The 26400-nt window shown below is 33.8% G+C and carries 28 protein-coding genes; 10 read left to right on the top strand and 18 right to left on the bottom strand.

Annotation, left to right across the window (positions count from 1 at the left end; genetic code table 11):
• Positions 1–29 precede the first annotated feature (29 nt).
• The 5 genes from clpP to AC0UBM_RS11470 all read right to left on the bottom strand — a co-directional run bounded on the left by clpP (position 30) and on the right by AC0UBM_RS11470 (position 4167).
• Positions 30–704, bottom strand: coding sequence for an ATP-dependent Clp endopeptidase proteolytic subunit ClpP (gene clpP / locus AC0UBM_RS11490; RefSeq protein WP_414036634.1), 675 nt, complete (start codon positions 702–704; stop codon positions 30–32).
• Positions 705–798: 94 nt separating this feature from the next.
• Entirely contained in the window at positions 799–2127 is a 1329-nt protein-coding gene (gene tig / locus AC0UBM_RS11485) for a trigger factor (RefSeq protein ID WP_414036633.1), read from the bottom strand.
• 162 nt (positions 2128–2289) lie between these two features.
• Positions 2290–2637, bottom strand: coding sequence for a phage holin family protein (locus tag AC0UBM_RS11480; RefSeq protein WP_414036632.1), 348 nt, complete (start codon positions 2635–2637; stop codon positions 2290–2292).
• Positions 2638–2668: 31 nt separating this feature from the next.
• Positions 2669–3433, bottom strand: a complete 765-nt coding sequence (locus AC0UBM_RS11475) for an alpha/beta fold hydrolase (protein WP_434037016.1) — start codon at positions 3431–3433, stop codon at positions 2669–2671.
• Positions 3434–3453: 20 nt separating this feature from the next.
• Complete coding sequence (locus AC0UBM_RS11470) at positions 3454–4167, bottom strand: pyridoxine 5'-phosphate synthase (protein ID WP_475688714.1); 714 nt, start codon at positions 4165–4167, stop codon at positions 3454–3456.
• A 91-nt stretch (positions 4168–4258) separates the two neighbouring features.
• On the opposite strand from AC0UBM_RS11470, the gene AC0UBM_RS11465 reads away from it, so the two are divergent.
• The 8 genes from AC0UBM_RS11465 to murI all read left to right on the top strand — a co-directional run bounded on the left by AC0UBM_RS11465 (position 4259) and on the right by murI (position 12583).
• Positions 4259–4918: a CBS domain-containing protein gene (locus tag AC0UBM_RS11465; RefSeq protein WP_475688713.1), complete on the top strand. Its 660-nt coding sequence runs from the start codon at positions 4259–4261 to the stop codon at positions 4916–4918.
• A gap of 2 nt (positions 4919–4920) precedes the next feature.
• The gene (locus tag AC0UBM_RS11460) at positions 4921–5805 is read left to right on the top strand and encodes an NAD kinase (protein WP_414036628.1); all 885 of its coding nucleotides are present in this window, start codon (positions 4921–4923) and stop codon (positions 5803–5805) included.
• Positions 5806–5904: 99 nt separating this feature from the next.
• A complete protein-coding gene (porG, locus tag AC0UBM_RS11455) occupies positions 5905–6600 on the top strand; it encodes a type IX secretion system protein PorG (protein ID WP_475688712.1) in 696 nt (231 codons plus the stop codon).
• 63 nt (positions 6601–6663) lie between these two features.
• A complete protein-coding gene (locus AC0UBM_RS11450; protein WP_414036810.1) occupies positions 6664–7347 on the top strand; it encodes an isoprenyl transferase in 684 nt (227 codons plus the stop codon).
• Complete coding sequence (locus AC0UBM_RS11445; protein ID WP_475688711.1) at positions 7280–9955, top strand: BamA/OMP85 family outer membrane protein; 2676 nt, start codon at positions 7280–7282, stop codon at positions 9953–9955. Before AC0UBM_RS11450 ends, AC0UBM_RS11445 begins: the two co-directional genes overlap by 68 nt.
• A 169-nt stretch (positions 9956–10124) precedes the next feature.
• A complete protein-coding gene (locus AC0UBM_RS11440) occupies positions 10125–11192 on the top strand; it encodes an OmpH/Skp family outer membrane protein (RefSeq protein ID WP_475688710.1) in 1068 nt (355 codons plus the stop codon).
• Between the two features lie 36 nt (positions 11193–11228).
• Positions 11229–11738, top strand: a complete 510-nt coding sequence (locus AC0UBM_RS11435; protein ID WP_475688709.1) for an OmpH/Skp family outer membrane protein — start codon at positions 11229–11231, stop codon at positions 11736–11738.
• 65 nt (positions 11739–11803) lie between these two features.
• Positions 11804–12583: a glutamate racemase gene (gene murI / locus AC0UBM_RS11430; RefSeq protein ID WP_475688708.1), complete on the top strand. Its 780-nt coding sequence runs from the start codon at positions 11804–11806 to the stop codon at positions 12581–12583.
• Here the strand turns inward: murI and AC0UBM_RS11425 are convergent.
• Positions 12580–13101 carry a gamma carbonic anhydrase family protein gene (locus AC0UBM_RS11425; protein ID WP_475688854.1) on the bottom strand — a complete coding sequence of 174 codons (522 nt, stop codon included), beginning with the start codon at positions 13099–13101 and terminating at the stop codon, positions 12580–12582. The two genes, murI and AC0UBM_RS11425, sit on opposite strands and share 4 nt — an antisense overlap.
• A 24-nt stretch (positions 13102–13125) precedes the next feature.
• The gene (locus AC0UBM_RS11420) at positions 13126–14127 is read right to left on the bottom strand and encodes a PorP/SprF family type IX secretion system membrane protein (protein WP_414036622.1); all 1002 of its coding nucleotides are present in this window, start codon (positions 14125–14127) and stop codon (positions 13126–13128) included.
• Between the two features lie 281 nt (positions 14128–14408).
• Here AC0UBM_RS11420 and AC0UBM_RS11415 point away from each other — a divergent pair, with 281 nt between their 5' ends.
• Positions 14409–15311, top strand: coding sequence for a NifU family protein (locus tag AC0UBM_RS11415; RefSeq protein WP_434037024.1), 903 nt, complete (start codon positions 14409–14411; stop codon positions 15309–15311).
• A gap of 147 nt (positions 15312–15458) precedes the next feature.
• Complete coding sequence (locus AC0UBM_RS11410; RefSeq protein WP_475688707.1) at positions 15459–16274, top strand: mechanosensitive ion channel family protein; 816 nt, start codon at positions 15459–15461, stop codon at positions 16272–16274.
• Here AC0UBM_RS11410 and tsaB read toward each other — a convergent pair whose 3' ends face one another.
• The 11 genes from tsaB to AC0UBM_RS11355 all read right to left on the bottom strand — a co-directional run bounded on the left by tsaB (position 16275) and on the right by AC0UBM_RS11355 (position 26355).
• Entirely contained in the window at positions 16275–16949 is a 675-nt protein-coding gene (gene tsaB / locus AC0UBM_RS11405) for a tRNA (adenosine(37)-N6)-threonylcarbamoyltransferase complex dimerization subunit type 1 TsaB (RefSeq protein ID WP_475688706.1), read from the bottom strand. It abuts the gene before it with no gap.
• Between the two features lie 19 nt (positions 16950–16968).
• On the bottom strand, positions 16969–18228 hold the full coding sequence (locus tag AC0UBM_RS11400) for an efflux RND transporter periplasmic adaptor subunit (protein ID WP_475688705.1): 1260 nt from the start codon (positions 18226–18228) through the stop codon (positions 16969–16971).
• 3 nt (positions 18229–18231) lie between these two features.
• A complete protein-coding gene (locus AC0UBM_RS11395) occupies positions 18232–19584 on the bottom strand; it encodes a TolC family protein (protein WP_475688704.1) in 1353 nt (450 codons plus the stop codon).
• Positions 19585–19636: 52 nt separating this feature from the next.
• On the bottom strand, positions 19637–20794 hold the full coding sequence (locus AC0UBM_RS11390) for an efflux RND transporter periplasmic adaptor subunit (RefSeq protein WP_414036616.1): 1158 nt from the start codon (positions 20792–20794) through the stop codon (positions 19637–19639).
• An 18-nt stretch (positions 20795–20812) separates the two neighbouring features.
• A complete protein-coding gene (locus AC0UBM_RS11385; protein WP_414036615.1) occupies positions 20813–22072 on the bottom strand; it encodes an ABC transporter permease in 1260 nt (419 codons plus the stop codon).
• A gap of 1 nt (position 22073) precedes the next feature.
• On the bottom strand, positions 22074–23318 hold the full coding sequence (locus tag AC0UBM_RS11380; protein ID WP_414036614.1) for an ABC transporter permease: 1245 nt from the start codon (positions 23316–23318) through the stop codon (positions 22074–22076).
• Entirely contained in the window at positions 23311–24012 is a 702-nt protein-coding gene (locus tag AC0UBM_RS11375) for an ABC transporter ATP-binding protein (protein ID WP_414036613.1), read from the bottom strand. Before AC0UBM_RS11375 ends, AC0UBM_RS11380 begins: the two co-directional genes overlap by 8 nt.
• A gap of 125 nt (positions 24013–24137) precedes the next feature.
• Positions 24138–24359 (bottom strand): hypothetical protein, encoded by a 222-nt coding sequence (locus tag AC0UBM_RS11370; protein ID WP_434037027.1) that lies wholly within the window; start codon positions 24357–24359, stop codon positions 24138–24140.
• Positions 24359–24907: a DUF420 domain-containing protein gene (locus tag AC0UBM_RS11365; RefSeq protein ID WP_414036611.1), complete on the bottom strand. Its 549-nt coding sequence runs from the start codon at positions 24905–24907 to the stop codon at positions 24359–24361. Before AC0UBM_RS11365 ends, AC0UBM_RS11370 begins: the two co-directional genes overlap by 1 nt.
• Positions 24900–25646, bottom strand: coding sequence for an SCO family protein (locus tag AC0UBM_RS11360; protein WP_414036610.1), 747 nt, complete (start codon positions 25644–25646; stop codon positions 24900–24902). The genes AC0UBM_RS11365 and AC0UBM_RS11360 overlap by 8 nt, the downstream gene beginning before the upstream one ends.
• A complete protein-coding gene (locus tag AC0UBM_RS11355; protein ID WP_475688703.1) occupies positions 25639–26355 on the bottom strand; it encodes a hypothetical protein in 717 nt (238 codons plus the stop codon). The genes AC0UBM_RS11360 and AC0UBM_RS11355 overlap by 8 nt, the downstream gene beginning before the upstream one ends.
• Positions 26356–26400 lie beyond the last annotated feature (45 nt).

Below are 26400 nucleotides of genomic sequence, written 5' to 3'. Positions count from 1 at the left end.
CTAAATGCTAATATTTTTTTTGAATTATATTAGCTTCTCACTAATATTTCATCAATCATACCGTATTCTTTAGCTTTATCGGCTTTCATCCAGTAATCACGATCACTATCAGTATGTACTTTGTCGTAACTTTGACCAGAATGCTTACTAATAATCTTATACAATTCCTCTTTCAATATTAAAATTTCACGAGCTGTAATTTCAATATCACTAGCTTGTCCTTGGGCTCCACCTAAAGGCTGGTGAATCATAACACGAGAGTGTGTTAAACCACTACGTTTTCCTTCTGCTCCTGCACATAATAAAACAGCTCCCATAGACGCCGCCATACCAGTACAAATTGTTGCTACATCTGGCTTAATAAATTGCATAGTATCGTAAATACCTAATCCCGCGTATACACTTCCCCCTGGAGAGTTAATGTAAATTTGGATGTCTTTATTAGCATCTGTACTTTCTAAGAACAATAATTGCGCCTGAATAATATTAGCCACTTGGTCGTTAATTCCAGTACCCATAAAGATAATACGATCCATCATTAAACGTGAAAACACGTCCATAGATACCGCATTCATTTGGCGTTCCTCAATAATGTTCGGAGTTAAATTGGTAGGATACATACTCCCAATAATTTGGTTGTAATATGTACTACTAATCCCTTGATCTTTTATAGCGAATTTTTCGAATTCTTTTCCGTAATTCATAATGTTCTTTTAGATTAAAAAAATGAATAAAATAGGCGTTGAATAAAACCTATTCAACGCCTAAATATAATGATTATTCTTTAAAACAGTTGACTTATTTGTCTCCGTAAACTTCTTTAACAAAGTTTTCGTAAGTCACTTCTTTCACTTCTAAATTTGCTTTTTCTTTGTACACATCTAATAGTCTCTGACTAACGATTTGCTCAGAGATACGGCGTGCTTCTTCTTGATTACCAAGAACACGAGCTGCAATACTTTCTAATTCGTCGTCTGATGGATTTAACTGACCAAATTGAGCCATTTGTGCTTTAATCATGGTTTTTGCATGATCTTTTATATCATCCATAGTAATTTGGATGTTATTAGCTGCAATTAATTTACCTTCGATTAATTGGTAGCGCATGCTTTTTTCAGACTTTTCAAACTCTTCTTTAGCTGCGGCATCGTCAAGAGCAGTTTCACCTGACGCTTGAATCCATTTTTGTAAAAATTCTGCTGGTAAATCGAATTTTGTACTTTCTATTAAATATTCAGTAATATCGTTTAAAAGCTTTTGATCGGCTTGTTGTACGAATTGCTTTTCAGCATCTTCTTTAATCTTATCTTTTAAATCGGTTACAGATTTTACAGAACCATCGGCAAATAATTTGTCGAATAATTCCTGATCTAAATCTGCAGCTTCACGTTTGTTAATCTCAGAGATAGTAAAAGTAACTTCAATTTCTAAACCATGAGCATCGTCGTGAGATACTTTTAAAGCATGCATTAAATCGTGATCGTCTTCATAAAGACCTTTAGTTTTAAGTGTAATAACATCACCAACTTTAGATCCTATAAATTTCTTTGGATTCGCTTTTCCTTTAAGTTTATCTAAAGTTAAAGTAATTGTATTTTCGATCTCTTTCTCTTCGTTTTTAAAAGTTCCAGTAATTTCACTGTCTTCTTCTACAACGTCTTGAGGAATTAATTTTCCGTATTGTTTTTTGATGTTCTCAATTTGTTCGTCGATCATTTTATCGTCTGCAACAATATTATATTGAGTAATCGCTTTATCTCCTTTTAATTCAACTTCAAATTCTGGAGTTAAACCCAATTCGAATTCAAATGTAAATGCTTCAGCATCCCAATTGATACCTTCTTGAGCCTTAGGAAGTGGTTGTCCTAATACATCTAATTTTTCTTCAGTTAAATACTTGTTTAAAGCGTCTTGTAATAATTTATTTACTTCGTCTACTAATACAGCTTTACCGTATTGCTTTTTTACCATTCCCATTGGTACATGACCTTTTCTAAAACCAGGAATGTTAGCTGTTTTTCGGTAATCTGTTAAGATTTTATCTACTTTTTCGCTATAGTCTTCTTTAGCGATATCAACTTTTACTACAGCATTTAATGCATCAATGTTCTCTCTTGTAATATTCATTTTAAATGATATAAAACCCAAAGCGGGCATTTAACATAAAGTTTCTGTCCTTATTTTCTTACAAAATAAACAGATTCTCATTGGTTTTTTAAATTAAAAACGGGCTGCAAAAATAAAACATTTTTGCAACCCTACAAAGTTTTTAACGTCTTGTATTTCAGACTATTTTTTATCGTCTCCAATAATACCGTATAAAATGGATTGAAGTATGGTAAGTAATATACTAAACAAAATACCAGACCAAATTGAATCCACATGAAAACCACCAACTAAATATCCTGCTAATAGGATAATTACCCCATTAATTACAAATAAAAATAACCCTAAAGTTATAATGGTAATTGGGAAGGTTAATATCTGAAAAATGGGTTTCACTAAAATATTTAATACCGCTAAAACTAGAGCAACAATAATAGCTGTAATATAATCGTCTACGTGTATACCCGATAAAAACCGGCCTAACAATAGGACGATTAACGCGGTTACTAGAAATTTAATAATTTGTTGCATACTGTTATTTTTTAATGAATTTACATATTTTTTACGAAACAAAATCAATCACCGCATTATAAAAATCTTCAGGATTTTCGGCATGCAACCAATGCCCAGCATTCTTAATCGTGACAATATTGGCTTTAGGAAAATGTGTTTTTATAATACTTTCGTCTTGTAGCGCTATATATTCCGATTTATCGCCACGCAAAAACAAGGTATCTCCAAGAAATTCTGCATGTATAGGTAATGCTTCTCCCACTTCGGAAACATTTTCTGTTAACGATTCTACATTAATACGTAAACCTAATTGTCCTTTTTCTACCCAATATAAATTCTTTAGTAAAAACTGACGGGTTCCAAAATCGGTAACATACTGTGACAGTTCTTTATCGGCAGCACCTCTAGATCTTAGTTCAGAAAAATCTAAGGCTCCTAATCCGTTTAAAATAGCATCGTGGTGTACGGGATAAAATCTAGGCGAAATATCGGCAACTAATAATTTAGAAACATATTCGGGATATTTCGTTGCGAATAACATGGCTGTTTTTCCGCCCATAGAATGCCCTAAAAGTACAATATCTTTTAAATGATTGGTATCGCAATAACTTTTTAGGTCTTCTACCAATAGTTCGTAACTAAAATCGTCACTATGAAAACTTCTTCCATGATTTCGTTGATCTAAAAGATGAACCTGATAATTTTGCTCGCTAAACTTAGTGCCTAACGTTTTCCAGTTATCGCTCATCCCCAAGAAACCATGAAGAATAATAAAAGGTGTTCCCTCTCCTAATATATTTGAATGTAATTGCATTACTTTTTATTTTAAACTATTTACTTCAGTTTATTTAAATACATATTGACTACGTTTTCAATACCTAAATATAAGCTTTCAGAAATTAAAGCATGTCCAATTGAAACTTCTAACAAACCAGGGATATTATCTTTAAAAAATTTAATGTTATCTAAAGACAAATCGTGACCTGCATTTATTCCCAAACCTAATCGTTCGGCTAAAACCGCACATTCTCTGTATGGTAATATACTTTCGGAATTTCCCAACCCAAACTGATGTGCAAAGGCCTCTGTATATAACTCGATACGATCTGTACCAGTTTCTTTCGCGCCTTCAATTTGTTTTAAATCCGGATCTACAAAAATAGATGTGCGTATATTATTTTGTTTGCACTCCTTAATAATATCAGTAAGAAAATCTTTATACTTAATAGTGTCCCATCCTGCGTTAGACGTAATCGCATCGTCGCCATCTGGAACCAAGGTAACTTGTGTGGGTTTTATTTCTAAAACCATATCCATAAACTTTTTAATAGGATTTCCTTCAATATTATATTCGGTATAAACTTCAGATTTTAAATCGAACGCATCCTGATAACGAATATGGCGTTCATCCGGTCTTGGATGAATGGTTACACCTTCGGCTCCAAACCGCTGTACATCTTTTGCAAATTGAACAACATTTGGCAAATCACCGCCTCGAGAGTTTCTTAGCGTGGCTATTTTATTAATATTTACACTTAACTTTGTCATGACTCCTATTTTAATAGCACAAAAATACAAAGTAGAAGAGGCTTATTGTACTATTTTTTAATTAATTTGCACACATGTAAATTAGGATAAAATGAATCTTTCCGAATATATTATAAACGATATTAAACCGTTAAGTACGGCAGATAAAATTAGCGATTTACAATTGCTCTTTAATCAGCTTACCTATACCCACATCCCCATTAAAAACTCAGAGAACATCTATATTGGCTGTCTGTCTGAAACCGATGTTTATTGTTTTGAAAAGGATAAATTTATTCAAGATTACAGTTATGCTTCCGAAGGTTTTTTTGTGCGTGAAGATGCTATTTGGCTAGATGTATTAGAAACATTTGCTCAAAATTCGTCTAATATTATGCCGGTTTTAGATGCCAACAATGCGTATTTAGGCTATTATGAGCTAAACGATATTATTACATTATTTAACCAAACACCTTTTTTTGCTGAAGATGGAGGCACTTTGGTTATTGAAAAAGGATTGGATGATTATTCATTTAGCGAAATTTCTCAAATCGTAGAATCTAATAAAGGAAAACTTCTTGGGGCTTTTATTTCTAAAATGCAGAACAATTTAGTACAGTTTACCCTAAAAATTGGGAATGCGAGTTTAAACGATATTATTCAAACCTTTAGACGTTATAATTACAGCATTATTTCTGGCCACGAAGACGATAGTTATATTGAAAACCTTAAAGATCGATCGGATTATTTAAATAAATACCTAAACATGTAATTATGAAAATAGCCATTTTCGGACAATTTTACCATAAAAACTCAGATGTTCCAGTAGAGACATTACTTAGACATCTCTTAAAAAAGAATGCCGATATCCATATCGAACGCCACTTTTTTGAGTTAATACATAGTGAAATTGAAGACGATCAGAAATATGATGTTTTCAAAACCTTCGATATTTTAGATGCATCTTTCGACCTATTAATAAGTATTGGTGGTGATGGTACTATTTTACGTGCTGTTACGTTTGTAAAAGATTTAGGCATCCCAATTGTAGGAATTAATGCCGGGCGTTTAGGTTTTTTGGCTACTATCCCTAAAGAATATATAGAAAAAGCGATAGACGATATTTTAAACGGAAACTACAGAATTTCGGAACGTAGCTTACTCTCGATTACAACCTCTCCCGAAAACGAAGATATAAAAAACATGAATTTCGCTTTAAACGAAATTGCTGTTAGCAGAAAGGATACAACTTCTATGATTACCGTAGAAACGTATTTAAATGACGAATACTTAACATCGTATTGGAGCGACGGATTAATAATATCGACACCAACAGGATCTACAGGGTATTCTTTAAGTTGTGGCGGACCGGTTATTACACCAGACACCAATAGTTTAACATTAACACCAATTGCACCTCACAATTTAAATGCGAGACCTTTAGTTATAACAGATTCAACAGAAATAAAATTAAAAGTTAGCGGTAGAGAAAACACCTATTTAGTGTCTTTAGATTCCAGAATCGCCACCATACATAACGAAACTATTTTAACCATTAAAAAAGCCGATTTTAATGTAAAGATGATAGAATTATTAGACGAGAGCTTTTTAAACACGCTCAGAAAAAAACTATTGTGGGGCGAAGACAAACGCAATTAAACAATAATATAGCGCTAATTCAGTTTTTACACTAGTACAATTGCATTCAATTTGTTAAGTGCATATCTTATTTGTTATATTTGCAAACTTTGAAACTTTATGAAGTATATAATAATACTTATTTTAAATATTTTATTTATAAACGCAAGTTATTCGCAAACACATGAGTTGGGTGTATTTATGGGAGGTAGCAACTTTATAGGAGATGTTGGCTCGACCCGTTTCTTTTCGCCTAAAAAACTTGCCCTTGGAGGTGTGTATAAATGGAATAGAAGTCCGCGATACGCTTGGAGAATTTCAGGAATAATTACTAATCTGGAAATAATAGATAGAGCGTCTGAAGATAATAGCCGTATTCAACGTGATTACGAAACTGTTAAAACTATAGGAGAAATATCTGCTGGAATCGAATTTAATTTTTTCGAATTTGATTTACATAAAACAGGTTTACACCAAACACCTTATTTATATACAGGTATTAGTGCAGCGACGTTTAAAGATGTATACATAAACGATCAAGACCAACTTAAAGAACGTGTAAAACCTGCAATAGGAATACCGATAATCTTAGGTTACAAGCTTAAATTAAATCATTCCTTTATTGTAGGAGCAGAAATTGGAGCACGATATCTGTTTACCGATAATTTAGATGAAAGTGACATACTTAAAGAAGCAACAGATTCTGATCCACAAATAGATATGCGATTCGGAGACTTAAACAATAACGATTGGTATGTATTTACCGGTTTTACACTAACTTATACTTTCGGGAGACAACCTTGTTATTGCGATTAATTAAAATACATTTTGAAAGACAACATTATTAAAGATAGATTACCCAAACATATTGCCATTATTATGGATGGTAATGGACGCTGGGCAAAACAAAAAGGTTTCTTGCGAGCAATTGGCCACGAAAACGGAACCAAATCTGTTCGAGAAACGGTAGAATCATCTGCAGAATTAGGTATAGAAAACCTTACTTTATATGCCTTCTCTACAGAAAACTGGAATCGCCCGAAATTAGAAGTAGACACTTTAATGAAGCTTTTAGTAAGTTCTCTTAAAAAAGAAATTAAAACACTTCAAGACAATAATATTAAACTAAATGCCATTGGAAGTTTAAATTCGTTACCTCCAAAGGTGTACAAAGAGTTGCACGAAGTTATTTCTAAAACCGCAAATAATACGCGAATGACCCTTACATTGGCACTAAGCTACGGGTCCAGAGAAGAATTAATTTCTGCAGTTAAAGAAATAAGTGATAAAGTTAAAAATAATATAATTTCTTCTGAAAGTATTGACGAAGTTGTTATAAATAAGCATCTTTACACGCAAAATTTACCCGACGTAGATTTGCTTATACGCACTAGCGGCGAACAACGCATAAGCAATTTCTTACTTTGGCAAATCGCCTATGCCGAACTATATTTTACAGATGTACTTTGGCCAGATTTTACTAAGCAACATTTGTATGATGCTATTATTGATTATCAAAAAAGAGAACGCCGTTTTGGAAAAACAAGTGAACAACTTAGCTAATTCATTATCATTGAAAACATATTTACCTTACATTTTTATTTTACTTTTTGCATTAACAACATCGGTTGTTAACGCCCAGATAGCTCAACCTACTGGAGAAAAATATACCATTTCGGATATCACTGTCTCTGGAAGTTCTAGTTTTAGTGAACAAACCATTGTAACATATTCTGGTCTTAGAAAAGGTTCCGAAATTTTAATCCCTGGAGAAGAAATTAGCGAAGCCATTAAGAAACTTTGGAAATCTGGACTATTTAGTGATATCGAAATCTATATTAAAGATGTAAAAGATAATACAGCAAGTTTAGAGATACACTTATACGATTTACCTGCGCTTCATAATTTAAAAATTACCGGTGTTAAAAAAGGTAAATTCGATGAAATTATTGAAGATAACAACCTAAACGAAGGAGTAAAAGTTACCGAAAATTTAATTACAACCACGAAGAACTATCTAGAATCTAAATACAGAAAAGATGGTTTTTACTCTACTAAAGTAAATATAAATGTTATCCCCGTTGTAGATTCATTAAACTCTAAACCAGGTGTAAACATGGTTGTGGCCATAGATAAAGGTCAGAAGGTTAAAATTAAAGACATCAATTTTATTGGAAACACGGTACTTTCAGATTCCAAACTTGCGTCTAGTATGAAAAACACTAAAAAGAAAGTGTTTGGTCGTGTTTGGAAACGTTCAAAATTTATAGAAGACGATTATAAAACGGATTTAGTAAGTATTATAGACACGTATAAAGAAAATGGATATCGAGATGCTCGAATTATTTCTGATAGTATTTTCGTTAATAACGACGAGACCATTTCAATTAATATCAACGTTGAAGAAGGTGAGCAATACACTTTTGGTAAAATTGATTTTATTGGAAACACAGTATATACAGACCAATATTTAAATGCTATTCTGCGCGTTCGTGAAGGAGACACTTATAATGGTGTTTTATTAGAAAAAGGAATTGCAGACGAAACCAGACCAGATGGTCGCGACATAACAAACGAATATCAAAATCACGGATACCTTTTCTCTACCATTAACTCTGTAGAAACGAATGCCAATGGGAGAGTTATTGATATGGAGATTAGAATCTCGGAAGGAAAACCTGTTCATTTTAACGATGTATCTGTAGTTGGAAACGAAAAAACAAACGACCACGTTATTTACCGTGAATTACGTACACGTCCAGGAGAATTATACAGTAAAGAAAATGTAGTAAGAACGGTTCGTGAATTAAGTCAGTTGGGATATTTCGACGCCGAACAATTAACTCCAAATTTCAACAACCCAAATCCTAACGAAGGAACTATCGATATGGAATACGCCGTTGTAGAAACAGGATCTAGCCAGATCGAACTACAAGGTGGTTACGGTGGAGGTGGATTTATTGGAACCTTAGGGCTTTCATTTAACAACTTCTCATTAAGAAATTTATTTAATTTAGAATCGTACAAACCATTACCAATGGGAGATGGTCAAAAACTATCGCTACGTTTACAAGCGAGTCAGTTTTACAGAACCTATAGTTTCTCATTCTCAGAACCATGGATGGGTGGAAAAAAACCAGTACAATTCTCTACATCGATCTCATATTCTAATCAGTTCTTATACGACTCTAGTACAGGAGAAGCAGATACAGATAGACGATTTAACATTTTAGGTGTTACCGTTGGTTTAGCAAAACGTTTAACCGTACCGGATGACTTCTTCACCTTATCGCAAGCAGTAAGTTTCCAACACTATAACCTTAAAAACTATAGCACAGGATTATTTACATTTGCCGACGGATACTCTAACAGTTTAGCTTATACACTTGGATTAACAAGAAATAATACATGGAACGACCCTGTTTTCCCTTTAGGAGGATCTAACTTTAACGTAAGTGCTAAACTATCTTTACCATACTCTTTATGGAATGGTGTAGATTATGATGCGCTTGCAACAGAACGTGCCGAAGAAGAATCTATTTATTACGATCCAGATGCTTCTGCGTCTGAGCAAAATGAGGCCTACACACGTATGGGAGAAATTGACCAAGAACGTTTTAACTGGTTAGAATTCTACAAGATTAAATTTAAAGGGGAATGGTATACGAGTATTATTGGTAAATTGGTATTAAAACCAACAATAGAATTTGGATATTTAGGTGCATACAACCAATCTAGAGGTGTTATTCCTTTCGAACGTTTCTACTTAGGAGGAGATGGTCTAGGAAGTTATAGTTTAGATGGTAGAGAAGCCGTTGCATTACGTGGTTACCCAAACCAATCTATACAACCTGTAGACAGAGACGGTAACACTACCGACGACGGAGCAGCCATTTACAACAAATTCTCTTTAGAACTACGTTACCCAATTACTTTAGCAGCATCGGCAAAAATCTATGCGCTTACCTTTGTAGAAGGTGGAGCTGCATTTAATACCTTTAGAGACTACAATCCATTCCAATTAAAACGATCTGCTGGTGTTGGATTACGCGTATTTATGCCTGCATTCGGATTATTAGGTATAGACTTTGGTTATGGTTTCGATGCGTTACCAGGACAAAGTGAGCCTAATGGTTGGGAAACACACTTTATTATTGGACAACAGTTTTAATTTGGCATGATATTTTCTATAAGACTTTATGTATTTACTTCGTGATTTAAAAGTTATAAAGTTAAATTTTGTTAATTTTGAAAACTTTAATTCAGGAGGAGACAGAATAATTTAATTCATCTGTCGTTTGTAAAGTTTAGTAGTTAATAATCTTATTAAAATGAAACAGATGAAAATACACGTTCTTTTTTTAATGACTGTAGTTGGTTTACTAAGTCTTACCACGCAAGCGCAACGCGGTGTAAGAATTGGGTATATTGATACAGAATATATTTTAGAACATATTCCTGAATACCAAGATGCCACAAAACAGTTAAGTGATAAAGTCCAGCGTTGGAAAGCAGACATCGATGTAAAATTAAAAGATGTCGACCAAAAGCGTAAAGACTTAAGTAATGAAAAGGCACTGCTAACAACAGAACTTTATGAAGAGCGTAAGGAAGATATAGACTTCGAAGAAAAAGAAATATTAGACCAGCAACAAAAACGATTTGGTCCAAATGGCGATTTAATGATTCAGAAGAAGCAATTAATTCAGCCTATCCAAGATCAAATATTTTCGGCGGTACAAGATATAGCGGCTAGTAAGCAATATGATTTTATATTTGATAAATCGGCAGATTTAGTCATGCTGTATTCCGAAAAGCGATACGACATTAGCGAACTTGTTTTACGATCTATAAACAGAACTTCTAAACGTCAACAAGCCCAAACCAAAGACGAGCGTCGCGCTGCTGCAGCCGAAGATATTGTACCTGATTACAATCCGGAATTAGAAGCTAGAGAAAAAGCGCAAGCAGATAAACTTTTGGAACGTGAGCAACTTGAAGCACAACGCCGTCAAGATATTTTAGACGAGCGCGCTAAAAACAAACAAGAAGCATTAGACCGCAGACAAAAAATTCTGGACGACAGAGAAGCTGCAAAGCAAGAAAAATTAGAAGCACTCAATAAAGGTGCAGAAAATTCAGAAAATAATGATAAATTAGCGCCTTCTGAGAATACAACAGAAAACAGTAATGCAACAGCACCTACTGAATATGACTTAGAAGACAAATCGGAAGCCAAAACTGAAACAAAAACTAAAGAAGAATTAGCCGAAGAACGTAAACAACAAAAAATTAGAGATCGCGAAGCTCGAGAGCAAGAACTAGAAGCACGTAAACAACGTATTTTAGAAGAACGTAGGAAAGCAAAATTAGAACGTGAAGCTCTAGAAAATAATAACGAAGAATAATAATTAACAATTTATAACACAATTAATACTTTAAAAATGAAACAAATTAAAACACTTTTAATAGCAACAGCTTTATTTATTGGGGCTACATCTTTTGTACAAGCACAAAGTAAGGTTGCCCATATAAGTACTCAAGAATTAGTTACTTCAATGCCAGAAATGAAATCTGCTAAAGCGCAAATAGAGAAATTAGGAAAAACCTATGAAGCTGATATTAAAAATATGGCTACAGAACTTGATACTAAAGTAAAGCAATACGATGCTGAGTCTGCTACAAAAACTCAGGAAGAAAATGCTAAACGTGTTCAAGAAGTACAAACAATGGAACAAAATATCCGTCAGTACCAACAACAAGCTCAAAAAGATATGCAACAAAAAGAAATTGACTTATTAAAGCCAATTACTGAAAAAGCTAAAGCAGCAATCTTAAAAGTAGCAAGAGCTCAAGGTTTTGATTATGTATTAGACGCTTCTCAAGGTGGTGGTGTAATCATGGCAGATGGAAAAGACTTATTATCGGATGTTAAAAAAGAATTAGGTTTCTAATTTAATACCATTAAGAATATTTAAAAAGCTGCTTTTATAAAGCGGCTTTTTTTATTTTTGAGATTATGAGCAAACAACCTATTGGCATATTCGATTCTGGAGTTGGAGGGACTTCGGTCTTCAAAGAAATTGAAGCACTTCTTCCCAACGAAAACACTATTTATTTAGCCGATAGTGCTAATGCACCCTATGGCAACAAATCGGCCGAAGACATTCTTAAACTATCTATTAAGAACACAGAGTTGCTTTTAAGTAAAAACTGTAAGCTTATTGTCGTAGCATGCAACACGGCAACCACAAACGCCATTACAACCTTAAGAGCGTCTTATAATGTTCCATTTATAGGTATAGAGCCAGCCATTAAACCTGCCTCTTTAAACAGTAAAACAAGAGCTGTAGGTATTCTTGCTACAAAAGGCACTTTAAGTAGCGAGTTATTCCATAACACTACAAATTTGTATAAAAACGATGTTCAAGTGATTGAGCAAATCGGAGAAGGTATTGTCCCTTTAATCGAAGCCGGCAAAACACTAAGTAGCGACATGAGAGCTTTATTAACCACCTATCTAAAACCTATGATCGATGCCAATATAGATTATTTGGTTTTAGGGTGTACGCACTACCCCTACTTACTCCCTTTACTTTTGGATATCCTTCCTAATCATGTAAAAATAATAGATTCAGGAGAAGCAGTTGCCAGGCAGACTAAAACCATATTAGAAACGCAACATATTATTAATACACAACCAAAATCTGCAAGCCATAAGTTTTACACCAATGGCAATACCGAAGTTATGCATTTCCTTTTAAACAATAAGTACGCCGTAGAATATCTTAGGTTTTAGTTTTCTTCTTTAAACCACCCAGAATATTTAACGTAATTATCTGCAATACGATTAATTTCACCAGAAATTAATTCTTCACTAATATCTTTTACTTTTTTAGCAGGAACACCTGCATAAATACTACCAGATTCTACAACCGTATTTTTAGTCACCACTGCACCCGCCGCAATAATAGAATTACTTTCTATAATACAGTCGTCCATTACGATACTTCCCATGCCAATTAAAACATTATCGTGAATAGTACAACCGTGCACTAATGCATTATGACCAATAGATACGTTATTACCAATAGTTGTAGGCGATTTCTGATATGTAGCATGAATAACTGCGCCGTCCTGAACATTCACTTTATCTCCCATTTTAATAAAATGAACATCACCTCGAACTACTGCATTAAACCATATACTACACTCTTTACCCATGCTAACTTCACCAACTATAGTTGCATTTTCGGCAATAAAACAATCATCCGGAATTTGGGGCGTATTTCCCCTAACTGATTTTATAATCATGATAAAATATATTAATTATTTACAAAGTTAGTGAACTGACGGACAATCACACTCATATTTTACCTTTCTACAATTAAAATTATAACCTATAGAAAACTGATGAAAACCACCATTGTTAAACACCACAGAATTGGCCTGATAACTATAATTATACGCAATAGTAAATTGCTTGTAAGTCACCCCCATTAAAGGCGTTAAATACATAAGATTTTGTTTACTTGTGCCCGAACCATCAAGATATTCGGTACCTTTTAAACCCAATCGGTACGATAAACCAAAATACATTTTAGCCTCTTCTAAGGCTTTGTACAATTTAAAGTTGAAATCTAAAGTGGTTCCTTTAGTCCCTTCGGCATACTGCGCTAAAATAGAAGGTTCGTAAGTTAAGCCCTCGTGCTTTGTCTCAAACACGTTTCCTACCGCGAACAAGTATCGTCTTAAGTTATTAGTAACTTCAATATCATTATTAATTCCATCGTTCTTCAACAGATTCTTTACTGAGAAATGAGCATAAGAGTTTATAAAATGGTAAGACATCCCTATATCTACATTAAAATTTGTAGAACTTTGCTGAATTCCAGAAATTAAAGGATCGAAACCTCCTGCTAAAAAAGCAGATTCGTCTAATTTATATTGTATAAATCCGGCGCTTAAACCAAACGATAACATACTTAAATCTATTTCATTCCTAGAAAACATAAGATGGTGTGCATACGTTGCATACCCTCCGTTTTGGGAATGATATCCATTTTTATCTGTGTATAAAATTCCACCAACTGCAGACGACGTTTCGCCTATTCTGCCATTAAGACTCGCGGTTAACAATGCAGGAGCATCTTCTTGTCCTAACCATTGCTGTCTTGCAGTTAAACGTAATTTGGTACAACTTGCAACACCCGCCATAGATGGGAAAATTAAATAATAATTATCGGTTAAATAATCCGAATAAATGGGCATACCTTCTTGAGCCCTACAAAAGGGGGAGAGAAATAAGAAAGTTAGAATTAGGCTATAAATCCTGAAATTCATATTAAAATTAGATTAGCTATTAGTAAATGTGGGACAACACAAGGCTCTTAGAGAGTTTAAAACCTTATGTTTTATTTAATTTAAATATATAAAATAGTAGGTAGAAAATAGTTACAATTTCCTGTTCACTATAATAGTTTGACAAAATAAACCTTTTACACACAGAAACTTGCTGTAAAATTAGTTTTTCTTTTAAAACACAATAAGAAATTCTCCTTTAATTTAAACTTATTACAACACAATTGAAAATTTGTTTTATTAATTTTGTAAAAATTTGTCAAATGAAAACATTTAGTGTTTCCGTTCAGGAGACTACCAATCCAGCAATAATAAAATTTGAATTAAATCAATTCATTACTAAATATCAAAGTTTTGAATTTCAAAATATAGACGAGGCTAAAAATTCACCTTTAGCGCAACAATTATTTTATTTACCCTTTGTAAAAAAAGTGTACATCTCGGCTAATTTTATAGCAGTTGAACGTTTCAATATCGTAGAATGGAAAGATGTTCAAGATGAAGTTTCCAAACAAATCGAAGAGTATTTAAATAACGACGGTGTTGTTGTGCTAGACGATAGTGCACCAAAGAAAACCGCAGTTACAGTATATGCAGAAAGTACACCTAATCCTGCTGTACAAAAATTTGTGGCGAACAAAAAATTGGTGACTGCCATGTTTGAATTTACATCTATCGATGATGCCAAACTATCTCCTTTAGCATCGGAATTATTTCACTTCCCGTTTGTAAAGAGTGTATTTATAGATGAAAATTATGTATCTATTACAAAATACGATGTTGCCGAATGGCAGGATATCACGATAGAATTACGTGAATTAATACGAAGTTTTATAGAACAAGGGAAAGATGTTGTTCTTCCAGAAGCTCCAGAAACGTTAGGAAAAACGACACCACAAATCGATCAATCTTTTGATGCCTTAGACGATATCTCGAAAGAAATAATAAATATTTTAGAAGAGTACGTTAAACCTGCAGTTGCTAGCGACGGTGGAAACATTCAATTTCAATCTTACGATGCCGATACTAAAACGGTAAAAGTAATACTTCAAGGGGCTTGTAGCGGGTGTCCGTCGTCTACATTTACCTTAAAAAACGGTATTGAAAACATGCTTAAAGAAATGCTTAAAGACAAAGTTGAAATTGTTGAAGCTACAAACGGATAAATTTATTCACAAAAATTAAGTAAGTAGAAACGCACAGTATTGATTACTATTGTGCGTTTTTTTTATGAAAAATATTAATTGAATAAAAAACTTAATTTTTATTCAGTTTTTTTAGTTTTGTATTATAAAAATTAATTATCAAAAAATATGAATTTAGAAAACATTGACGCGGAAAAGTGGCTTGATTTAGGATTAGAATACGGCTTAAAAATTATTGGAGCAATATTAATTTGGATTGTTGGTTCTTGGATCATTAAGAAATTAGTTAATACTTCAAGAAAATTAATGGCTAAAGGTGATTACGACCAAGGCTTACAAAGTTTTCTTCTTAGCCTTATTAGTTGGGGCTTAAAAATATTATTAATTGTTACTATTTTACCAACTATAGGTATTCCAATAACAACATTTGCTGCTATTATTGGTGCCGCCGGTTTAGCTATTGGTTTAGCTTTACAAGGTTCGCTTGCTAACTTTGCAGGTGGAGTATTAATTTTATTATTCAAACCTTTTAAAGTTGGAGATTATATCACCGGAAGTGGAGAATCAGGAACTGTAAAAGAAATTAAAATATTTACTACCGAATTAGCAACACCTCAAAACCGTAAGGTTATTGTTCCTAACGGACCATTATCTAACAGTAATATTACAAATTATAGTGCCAACGAATTAATTCGTTTAGACATGATTGTTGGTGTGAGTTACGATGATGACATTAAGAAAACTAAGGAAGTTTTAATGAACGTTTTAACATCTAATCCTAAAGTTTTAAAAGATCCTGCACCTATGGTAGCTGTAACCGAATTAGCAGATAGTTCTGTAAACTTCGCAGTTAGAGGTTGGGTTAAAAACTCAGATTATTGGGATGTTCATTTTGAGAACACAGAAGCTATTAAATTACAACTTGATGCGGCTGGAATTGAAATTCCTTACCCACATTCTGTTGAAATACAAAAACAAGCTTAATTATTTAGCTTTAGGCTTTAAAGCCACAAAATCTTTTAAATAATAAGGTTCAAAATAAGCGACATCTTCAGTGTCGCTTTTTTTGTACTTTAAATCTGCTAAAGCACCCATTTCTCTTGCCGATGGTAACTTATCATCTACAAAGACTGCATTGGGATGCGTAATAATAGTTTTCGTCTTCTCTACTCCATTACCCACAAAATACACCTTGCCTTGTTCTAAATAAAACGCATAAGCATCGGCATCTAACACTTCTGCTTTAATTTCTCGAATTTCGTTATAATTAGCATCAAAAACAGAAGCATAAACCTCCATACGGCGTGCATCTAACATCGCTACAATAACACCATTATCCGTTTTAACCTGATGCGCTAAAGCTTCTAATGTTGACACAGAAATTAAAGGCTTGTCTAATGCAAAACAAAGTCCTTTTGCGGTAGAAACTCCAATACGTAAACCCGTATAAGACCCTGGTCCTTTACTAACGGCTACGGCATCTATTTGAGAGCTTTCAATATTATGTTCTTCGAATAATGCTTTAATATAAACATGTAGCCGTTCTGCATGAGAATAGCCTTTATCGTTATCTTCTTTTAAAGCAAAAGTCTCACCATCTTTAGATAGTGAGACCGAACAGTTTGTTGTTGCTGTTTCTATATTTAATAATAATGCCACAGTATGTGTTTTATTTTAATTATTTTTCAAGTTCTTTTAAACCTACTTTATCTCCGTTCTTTAGTGTTTTAGCCACCATGTTGTATGGTCCTGTAATCACTTCGTCACCCGATTCTAAACCGGAAATAATTTCGATATTTGAATTGTCTTGGATTCCAGTTTTAACAACTCGCAATTTAGCTAAATCCCCTTCTTTAATAAAAACGCATTCAAATTTTTCTGTTGCAAGCATATCTTTAGGCGTTTCTGCATTAGATACTGCTGTATCATTTTTTATAACAATAGCACTAATAGGAACACCTATAATGTCTTTACGCTTTTTAGTAATAATATCTACCGTAGCAGTCATACCTGGACGGAACGGTGAATATGATTCTGGCTTCCCTTCAAGCAAATCTTTATACGACTCTTCTAAAATTCGCACCTTTACTTTAAAGTTAGTAACCTGATCCGAAGTTAATGTTTCGTCTGCAGAATTTGCAATTTCTGTTACTATACCCTTAAATTCTTTCTTTAAATAGGCATCTACTTCAACTATAGTAGAATCTCCAATACTCACTTTAACAATATCATTTTCATTGACATCTACCTCAACTTCCATATTACTCAAATTAGCAACACGCATAATTTCGGTTCCAGCCATTTGCTGTGTTCCTACTACACGTTCGCCTAACTCGGCATCTAATTTAGATATTGTTCCACTCATTGGAGCGAAAATTGTTGTTCTATTTAAGTTGTCGTTAGCTTCGTTCACTGTTGCTCCAGCACTTTGCACATTATAGTATGCAGAGGCTTTTGAAGCTTGCGCAACCTCGTAAGTAGACACTGCCTTATCCCAATCTGCTTTAGAAATAATACCTTTATCGAATAGTGTTTTATTTCTCTCGTAACTTAATTTAGCTTCTTTTAAAGAGGCTTGTGCTTGATCTAATCCTGATTTCGCATTTTGAAGTGTGGCTTGCGAACGGTTTAAACTAGACTGATAAATATCTGGGTTTATCTTTACTAATAAATCTCCTTTTTTAATTTCCTGTCCTTCTCGAACTGGCAAGGCAATAATCTCTCCAGATACTTCACTAGATAATTTAACTTCTATTTCTGGCTGAATTTTACCTGTAGCAGATACGGTTTCAACAATATCTATAGTTGCAAGCTCTTTGGTTTCAACTTCTTTAAAATTTGTTTGCTTACCAAACCAACCTGCTTTTTTCCCGATGACAAGCAAAGCAAGAAGTACTACAATTATTGAAATAATAAGAATTAACTTTTTCCTTTTCATGGCTTAGTTAGGATTTATTTGATCGATTGGAATTCCGAAATAGAATTCTAAAACTTTTATTTTAAAAATATATTCGTATTTGGTTCTCACCACGTCCGATTGTGCGTTTTCATAATTGATAGAAGCTTGACTAAAATCGAAAGCATTGGTTAACCCCACAGTATAGCGCTCTTCTGCATATTCGAAGGCTAACTTTCTTGCCTCAGCAGTTTGTGTTGCCGCTTCGTAAGATTCTTTTGCGTTTTTGGCATCATTATAAGCTTGATACACTTGCGACTCTAAATCTAAATTCGCTTGCTCTAATAAATATTTAGAACGCTCTACATTTACCTGACTGCGTCTTACATTATTTCTTACAGATAGGCCATTAAATATAGGGACATTAAGCTGTAATCCGAAAGACGTACCATCAAAAGTAGATAGCTGATCTACAAATGGCATTTCTTGACCTGTTATAAAATCTAAATTTGTACTAGACCAACGTGTACTATATCCCATAAAAGCACTTAATTGAGGATAATATTGCGTTTTTGAAAGTTCTAAATCTTTCGCCGCCAATTCTAAGTTAGACTCTGCAACTTTAACATCGTAAACTTCTTCTTTTGCTTTGGCTATAATGGTTGAAGCATCTTCCTGTAAAATAGTATCTGAAAACAAACCATAATCTACTTCTGCAATATCGAAAGTCTTATAATCTTCAATTTTTAATAATTGAGCCAGTCCGATTTTAGAAATAAACAAATCATTTTTAGCTGCAATAATTTGCTGAATTTGCGTTGCATCTGTCGCTTTAATCTCTAATAAATCTCCTTTTGGAAGCACACCTGCATCGACTAGCTCGTTAGTACGTTCTAGGTTTTCTTTAGTGATTTTGTTCTGAGCTTCTAATACTTTTATTTGCTCTTTGTTAAATAAAATTTGAACGAAAGCATTTGCAACAAAGATTGAAATGTCGTCCTTCATTTTATCTAATTGATACTGTGAAGCAATAACATTTATTTTAGAACGCTGTAACGATTTCCAGTTTTGTAAACCAGAAAACAAATTAACACCAGAATTTACACCTCCACTCGCCGATCTAAATGTCTGATTCTCGAACTGGTTTGTAGCTGGGTTAACGTTGGCTCCCGTATTAATATTATACGATGCATTCGCATTTAACGACGGTAAGAAAGCCATAGTAGCTGAAGACTTATCGATATCTGCTAATTTGGTATCTAATTCTGATTGCTTAATGGAAATATTGTTTTCTAACGCATAATTAACGCATTCTTCAATAGTCCATTGGCTATTATCCTGTGCATAAATAGAAATCCCTCCAAAAAAGAAAAGGCCTAAAAGTGTTATTTTTTTCATAATTACATTATCAGTCTAAAAATAGTTAAAAGTGTTACACCCAATAGATAAATTATTGTGCATATTTTGGAGTTCCTTGAATTTGATTCCAAACTTTAATTTTATCGTCTTTTGAAATACCGCTTTTTACGTGTACAAATATCCCGTCACTAATCCCCAATTCCACATCTTTTCTTACGAATTTTTGATCGCCATCTTCAATTTCTACAAAAGGAAGTTTTGTTTTTTCGTCGTACTGGACCAAGGCTTCTTTTATCGCTAAAACATTTTCTGCTTTATCTAAAATAATAGATGCATTGGCACTTAAGCCTGCACGAATAAAAGTATCGTCCATATTTTTTAGACTTCCTTTAATTTCAAACTGAATGGCTCCGTTTTCTTCTACGCCCTTAGGAGCAATATAATCTAAAACAGCATCAAAACTCTTATTTTCGATAGCACCAACAGTAATTTCTAGAGGTAAATTTTCTTTAATCTTCCCAACTTCACTTTCATCAACTTTCCCTTCAAAAATCATTTTACTAACATCTGCTAAAGAAGCGATAGAAGTTCCTTCGTTAAAATTATTGGCCTCAATAACTTGGTTACCCGCTTTTACAGGTACATCTAAAACCATCCCTGAAACTGTAGATCGAATTAATGTTTGTGCAATATTACCTAAACCAGATGTTGTACCTGTTTTAATAATATCGAAGTTTTGTTTTGCAGATGTCACGTTAATTTCGGCCTGAGACACAGCTTGCTTCGTTTGTAAATAAGTATTTTTTATACTCTCGAAATCATTTTCTGAAATAACTCCTTTTTCGAACAACGCTTTCTGTCTTTGATAATTTGACTCTTGAGTCTCAAAATTAATTTTTGCTGTTTGCAACGCTGTTTCGTTAGTGGCAATACTATTCTTTGCACTCGTTAAAGACGACACATTAGGAATAACACGTATTTTAGCAATTAAATCGCCTGACTCTACATACTCTCCTGCTTCTATATAAATGTCTTCAATAACACCTGAAATATTAGGTTTAATAAGCACCTCCTCTTTAGGAACAATATTACCTGTGGCTACTGTTTTTACAACAATAGTTTGCTCTGTTGCTACGTCTGTAGTGTAAGTAATAGGATCTTCCTGATTTTTCTTCCACAAATAAAGTAGAGATATTGTAAACACTACTACAATTAGGATTAATACGATTACGGTTGATGATCTTTTCATTTATTAATTCTTTACTTTTTAATCTATTCTTAACGCGTCTACGGGTTTCATTTTTGTGGCACTATTTGCAGGAATTAAACCTGCTAATAAACCGGATATTACTAATATAAATAAGGCTATAAATACAACTGACATGCTTACACTTGGATTTGCAAAATTTTCTACTGGGCCACTACCATCTAAAATATAATTAAGCACCCAAATGACTCCCGCTGCAAACGAAATACCAACCATTCCAGACGCTATAGTAAGCAATAAGCTTTCTTGTAATATTTGCGATTTAATTGTCCATGGCGATGCTCCTAAGGCACGACGTATTCCTATTTCTTTAGTCCGTTCTTTAACCACAATTAGCATGATATTACTAATACCTATAATTCCAGACATTAAGACTAACGATCCCACAAAATAACCTACAAAACCTAAAATGGAGAATAAGCCATTAACACGACCAAATGCCTCCGACAAATCGAAGTTACCAATAGCTCTATCGTCGTCCGGGTGAATGTTATGTCTTGATTTTACGATATCGAAAATCTTTGGTTTTATTTCTGTAATGCTCATACCATCATGAGCAGTAATAGCCATCCATCCTACATTTTCACCACTATTAAATGCCTGAGCAAAAGCTGTAAATGGCACATAAATAGTATTGGCATCTTCTTCTTGGTCGCCTTGTGAATTACTGGCTTTAAACGTACCAACCACCATAAAATTTACGCCATTAATTTTGATATAAGTCCCCAAAGGATCTTCATCTTTATCGTATAGGCCTTTTACCACATCGATTCCTATAACACAGGTTTTTCGCTTAACATTTATATCGGAATAACTTATAAAACGCCCACTGGTAATATCCATAGGTTGTTGCTTTATATACTCTGGATAATCTCCATTAACCTGGAAAGCACCTGTTTTTGTACCGTGAGTTACATTATTTGCGCCATTAAAACCACCTAATTGCAATCTAGGAGAGACATATTTAAGTTCTGGAATTTCTGCTTTTAAGGCTTCTACATCTCCTATTTTATAGCTAAAAGATCGCCCTTTTGGTAAACCTTTATAAGAAATTGATGTCTGTTGCGCCCACATAAACATGGAATTGGTCGCAAAATTACCAAAATCGGCTGTCACACCATTTCTTAATCCGTTTACTAAAGCCAATAGTAACACCAGTATAGTAATTCCCCAAAACACACCAAAGGCTGTTAACAAGGTTCTAAACTTGTTAGCACTTAAGGCTTCTAATATTTCTTCCCATCTATCTTTACTAAACATACTATTCGTCTCTTAAAGCGATTATTGGTTTGATTTGCGCAGCACGATATGCTGGAAAAAAACCAGCCAAAGCTCCGGTAAATACTAAAATAAAAACGGTAATTAAGGCCGTATTAAAATCGACTTGAGGATACTTTATAAAATCACTCTCTATTAAAGGTCCTACAATTTCTAGTAATCCGAGTCCGAGTATTAATCCGAATAATCCCGAGAACATGGTTACAAAAATAGATTCCTGAAGAATCATACCTACAATAGACATAGGCTGTGCGCCTAATGCTTTTCGGATACCAATTTCTTTAGTTCGTTCTTTTACGATAATAAGCATAATATTTCCTACGCCAACTACACCCGCGATTATTGTACCGATACCTACAAACCAAAACACTGTAGAAATGGTGGCGATAAGCGAATAAATTTTCTTAGCAGATTCCATGGTATTATACACACGTATTGCGCTAACATCGTCTGGAGAAACCGTATGTTTTTGTCTTAAATCGGTTAAAATGGCTTCGGTAAGTGCGTCTGAGTCTTCGACTGCCTTATCAAAATCATCGGCCATTTTTATAGTAAACATCATATTTCTAATAGTGTCGGCACCATTAAAAGCACGTTGTGCAGACTCTAAAGGCAAAAACACCTTACTCTCGTCTCGCTCTCCTCCCGGATCGAAAAACACCCCAACAACCTTATAGTTAATTCCTTTAATTGAAATGTTTTTATTAAGAGGATCTTCGTCTTTAAACAAATCCTTTTTTACGCGGTTCCCGATCACGGCAATTTTCCTTGCGCCTTTTACATCGTCGTAATTTATAAAACGACCTTGACCAATATCTGCATTTTCTATAAACTGATTACCCGGCAAAATACCTTGTATACGGTAACTCCCAGATTCGTTTTTATAGTTTACCAATCCATCCCAAATGGTATAAAAAGAAGATTTATATTCGATACTACTATCGTATTTATCTGCGATGGTATTAAAATCATCGTTTTTAAACTGAATATCTCTCCCTGGGTTAAGCCCTTTGTAGCCTTTTGTAGTTGTCCCTGAGTTTATACCAATTAAATTAGAAGCATCCCCTTCGAACTGGGCTGTAATTCCATTTTTAATTCCTTTACTAAAGCCTAATAAAATAACTAAAATAAAAATACCAGAAGCCACAGAAAGCCCTGTAAGAAATGTTCTTAACTTGTTTTTTCTCAGAGTTTCAAAAATCTCTTGCCAACGTTCAATATCAAACATTTTGTATGGCTCTAACTTGTTCTACTTTGGTATCATTTATAATTAACCCATCTTTTAAGTTCACAATTCGCTTAGTCATTTGCGCAATATCTGGCTCATGTGTTACAATTAAAATGGTTTTCCCCTCTTCATTAATACCTTGGATAAGGTCCATTACTTCGTAAGATGTTTTTGTATCTAAGGCTCCTGTAGGCTCATCGGCTAGAAGTACTTTAGGATCACTGGCTAAAGCTCTTGCTATGGCTACACGCTGCTTTTGTCCTCCAGACATTTCACTAGGTAAATGATGAGACCAATCAGCCAGACCCACTTTTTCTAAATAGTGTGCTGCTTTTTCTATACGTTCTTTACGCTTAACACCCTGATAATACAAAGGCAAAGCGACATTATCTAGAGCAGATTTATAATTGATTAAATTAAACGATTGAAATATGAATCCTAAAAATTTATTTCGGTAGTTGGCAGCGATCTTTTCATTTAGATTTTTAATAGGAAAACCATCTAGTGTATAACTACCAGAATCGGCTTCGTCCAGCATGCCTAGAATATTAAGTAAAGTCGATTTACCAGATCCTGAAGACCCCATTATAGAAACAAGTTCGCCTTCTTTTACACTAAAATCAATTCCTTTTAGCACATGAAGTGTATTGTTTCCCATGTGATAGGATTTATGTAAATCTTTAATTTCAATCATATTCCATAACTTAAAGTATGCGATATTAAATAAATAGTAAACCGTTTAGAAATAAAACGTGTTATTTAAACATATCCTTCTATTAAAAGACTACGAAGTCCTTAATTTGTTACAATAAATGAAAACTATTTTTTATTACGGAAGAATTTTAAGTACATCGCGTATCCTATTCCTGCGATTAAAATGTAGGGAATAGACATTAAATAGACAATACCATCATTAATCCCTTCTGCTGTTCCTTGACCTTCTTCGGTTTCTAAAACAGCTCTACACATAGCACATTGCGCTGTCGCAGAGACACTACATGCTAATATTAAAACGAAAAGTATGATGTATGTTTTTTTCATTAGAAAGTATAATATGGAGAAATTAAAATATACACAACAACACCAGTTATTGCAACATATAACCACAGTGGGAAGGTAATTCTAGCAATTTTTCTATGGCGCTCAATATCGTTTGTAATGGCACGAACATAAGTTATAAGCACAAAAGGAATAACTACTATGGACATGATTATATGTGTTATGAGGATAAAATAATAAACATATTTTATAACACCTTCACCACCAAATTTAGTAGAATCACTAGTCATGTGATACGCCACATACAAGACTAAAAATAAAACCGAAAGCGCTATCGCTACTTTCATTAACAATTCGTGACGTTTTACGTTTCCATTCTTGATCGCATTAAATGCTAATACCAAAACAAGAGCTGTAAACGCATTTGTAGTCGCATAAATTGGAGGTAAAAAAGTTAACGGTTCTACATTAGGAATTTTAACTCCAAACAAAATAGCTACAGCTATAGGAATTATGACAGACAAAACAACAACCCATTTGTTATATTTAGCTGCTTTCTGAGTATCTACACTAGTATCTTGACTATTCATTTAAAAGCTTTTTAATATCTTCTTTAAGCATACTGATCTCTTCTTCTTCTCCGTCTTCGTCGTATTTTTCTTTTTCGGTGATAGTACCGCGATAATAAATTTTAGGATTACCATATTGATCACTTCGCGATCTTATAAATCCGTTTTTATCGATTAGAGCAAAGTTACCCGAATGTTCAAACCCGCCAGCAGCAGCATCTTCTTGAGCCGTATATAGATTAAAACCTAAATTTGCCAAATTATAAATCGCATCTCTGTCTCCCGTAAGCATATTCCAATTGGGATTAGTTACACCATATTTATCGGCATAGGCTTTTAATACTTCTGGCGTATCGTGACTTGGGTTTATAGTAAACGAGGCCACTCCAAAATTATCTATAGATTTAAATCGCTCCTGAATTTGAATCAAGTTCTGATTCATTATCGGACAAATGGTTGGGCAAGTTGTAAAGAAAAACTCTACTACGTATACCTTTCCTAAATAATCTTTGTTTGTAATGGTCTCTCCATCCTGATTTATAAAACTAAACTCAGGAACTTTTTTGGTTTCTCCATTAATTTCTAGAAACAATAAATCTTCTGTATTAGAAAAGTTATTATCTGGTGTATTACTCATTCTATCGCTACGCGTTACATCATCATTTTTAATGCGATCTACAATTTTTGGAACAAAAAGAATTCCAAATACTAAAAGAATAAAGGCAATACCTATGTACGAATAATTAGTTTTACTACTCATCTGTTCCGTTTAAATCGTTTGCTCGTCTTGAAGTAGAGTCGAAATTACCTTTACGCTTTTGGCGATACTCGGTAAATAAGATTCTTACATCTTCACTCATTTTATTTTTTAAGTCGGCTACCTTAATCGCATTATAAGCATACTTTGAATATGCAGGAATATCGTGTGCTAACTCGTTATCTGATCTATCGTCTAAGCGTCCTCTTAAATTTAATTCTTTATCGACTATGTACACATTGTCTGTTGCTAAATCTGCATCTAAGGCATCTGGTACATTTAACCCTTTATGAATTGCTTTAATGGCGTTTGGAGAACCGTATACAAAATGCCAGTATTTAAGCTCTTCATATTTCATCAACTCCTTTTTCAGCGCTAAACCTTCGGCTTCTGTTCCTTCAGCGAGAACAATAACTACTTGAAATTTCTTAAACCCTTTAAATTTATCGTAGACTAATTCTTTTAAATTAGAACCTGTAGTATGCTTCTCTAACGGATGCATTCCAAAAAACCCAATAACAGTTAAATGATCCTCTAGTAGAATTGATGCTTCTGAATCTGAAGTAAACCCATTTAAATCTATAACATCTGCACTTAAAACATCTAGAGTATTATAGTTGTGCTTTGCAGGATATAAAAACAATAAAAAGGTCACTGGAAGGAAAAACAATATACCTATTACCGCGTTTCTTTTTACTCGTTTTGCATTCATAAATTAAGGTTTGAGAAAAAATTTGATATCAAATTTTAAATATCG

It is taken from the genome of Formosa sp. F44, assembly GCF_056238645.1.
This window is presented reverse-complemented; position numbering and strand designations above follow the sequence as displayed.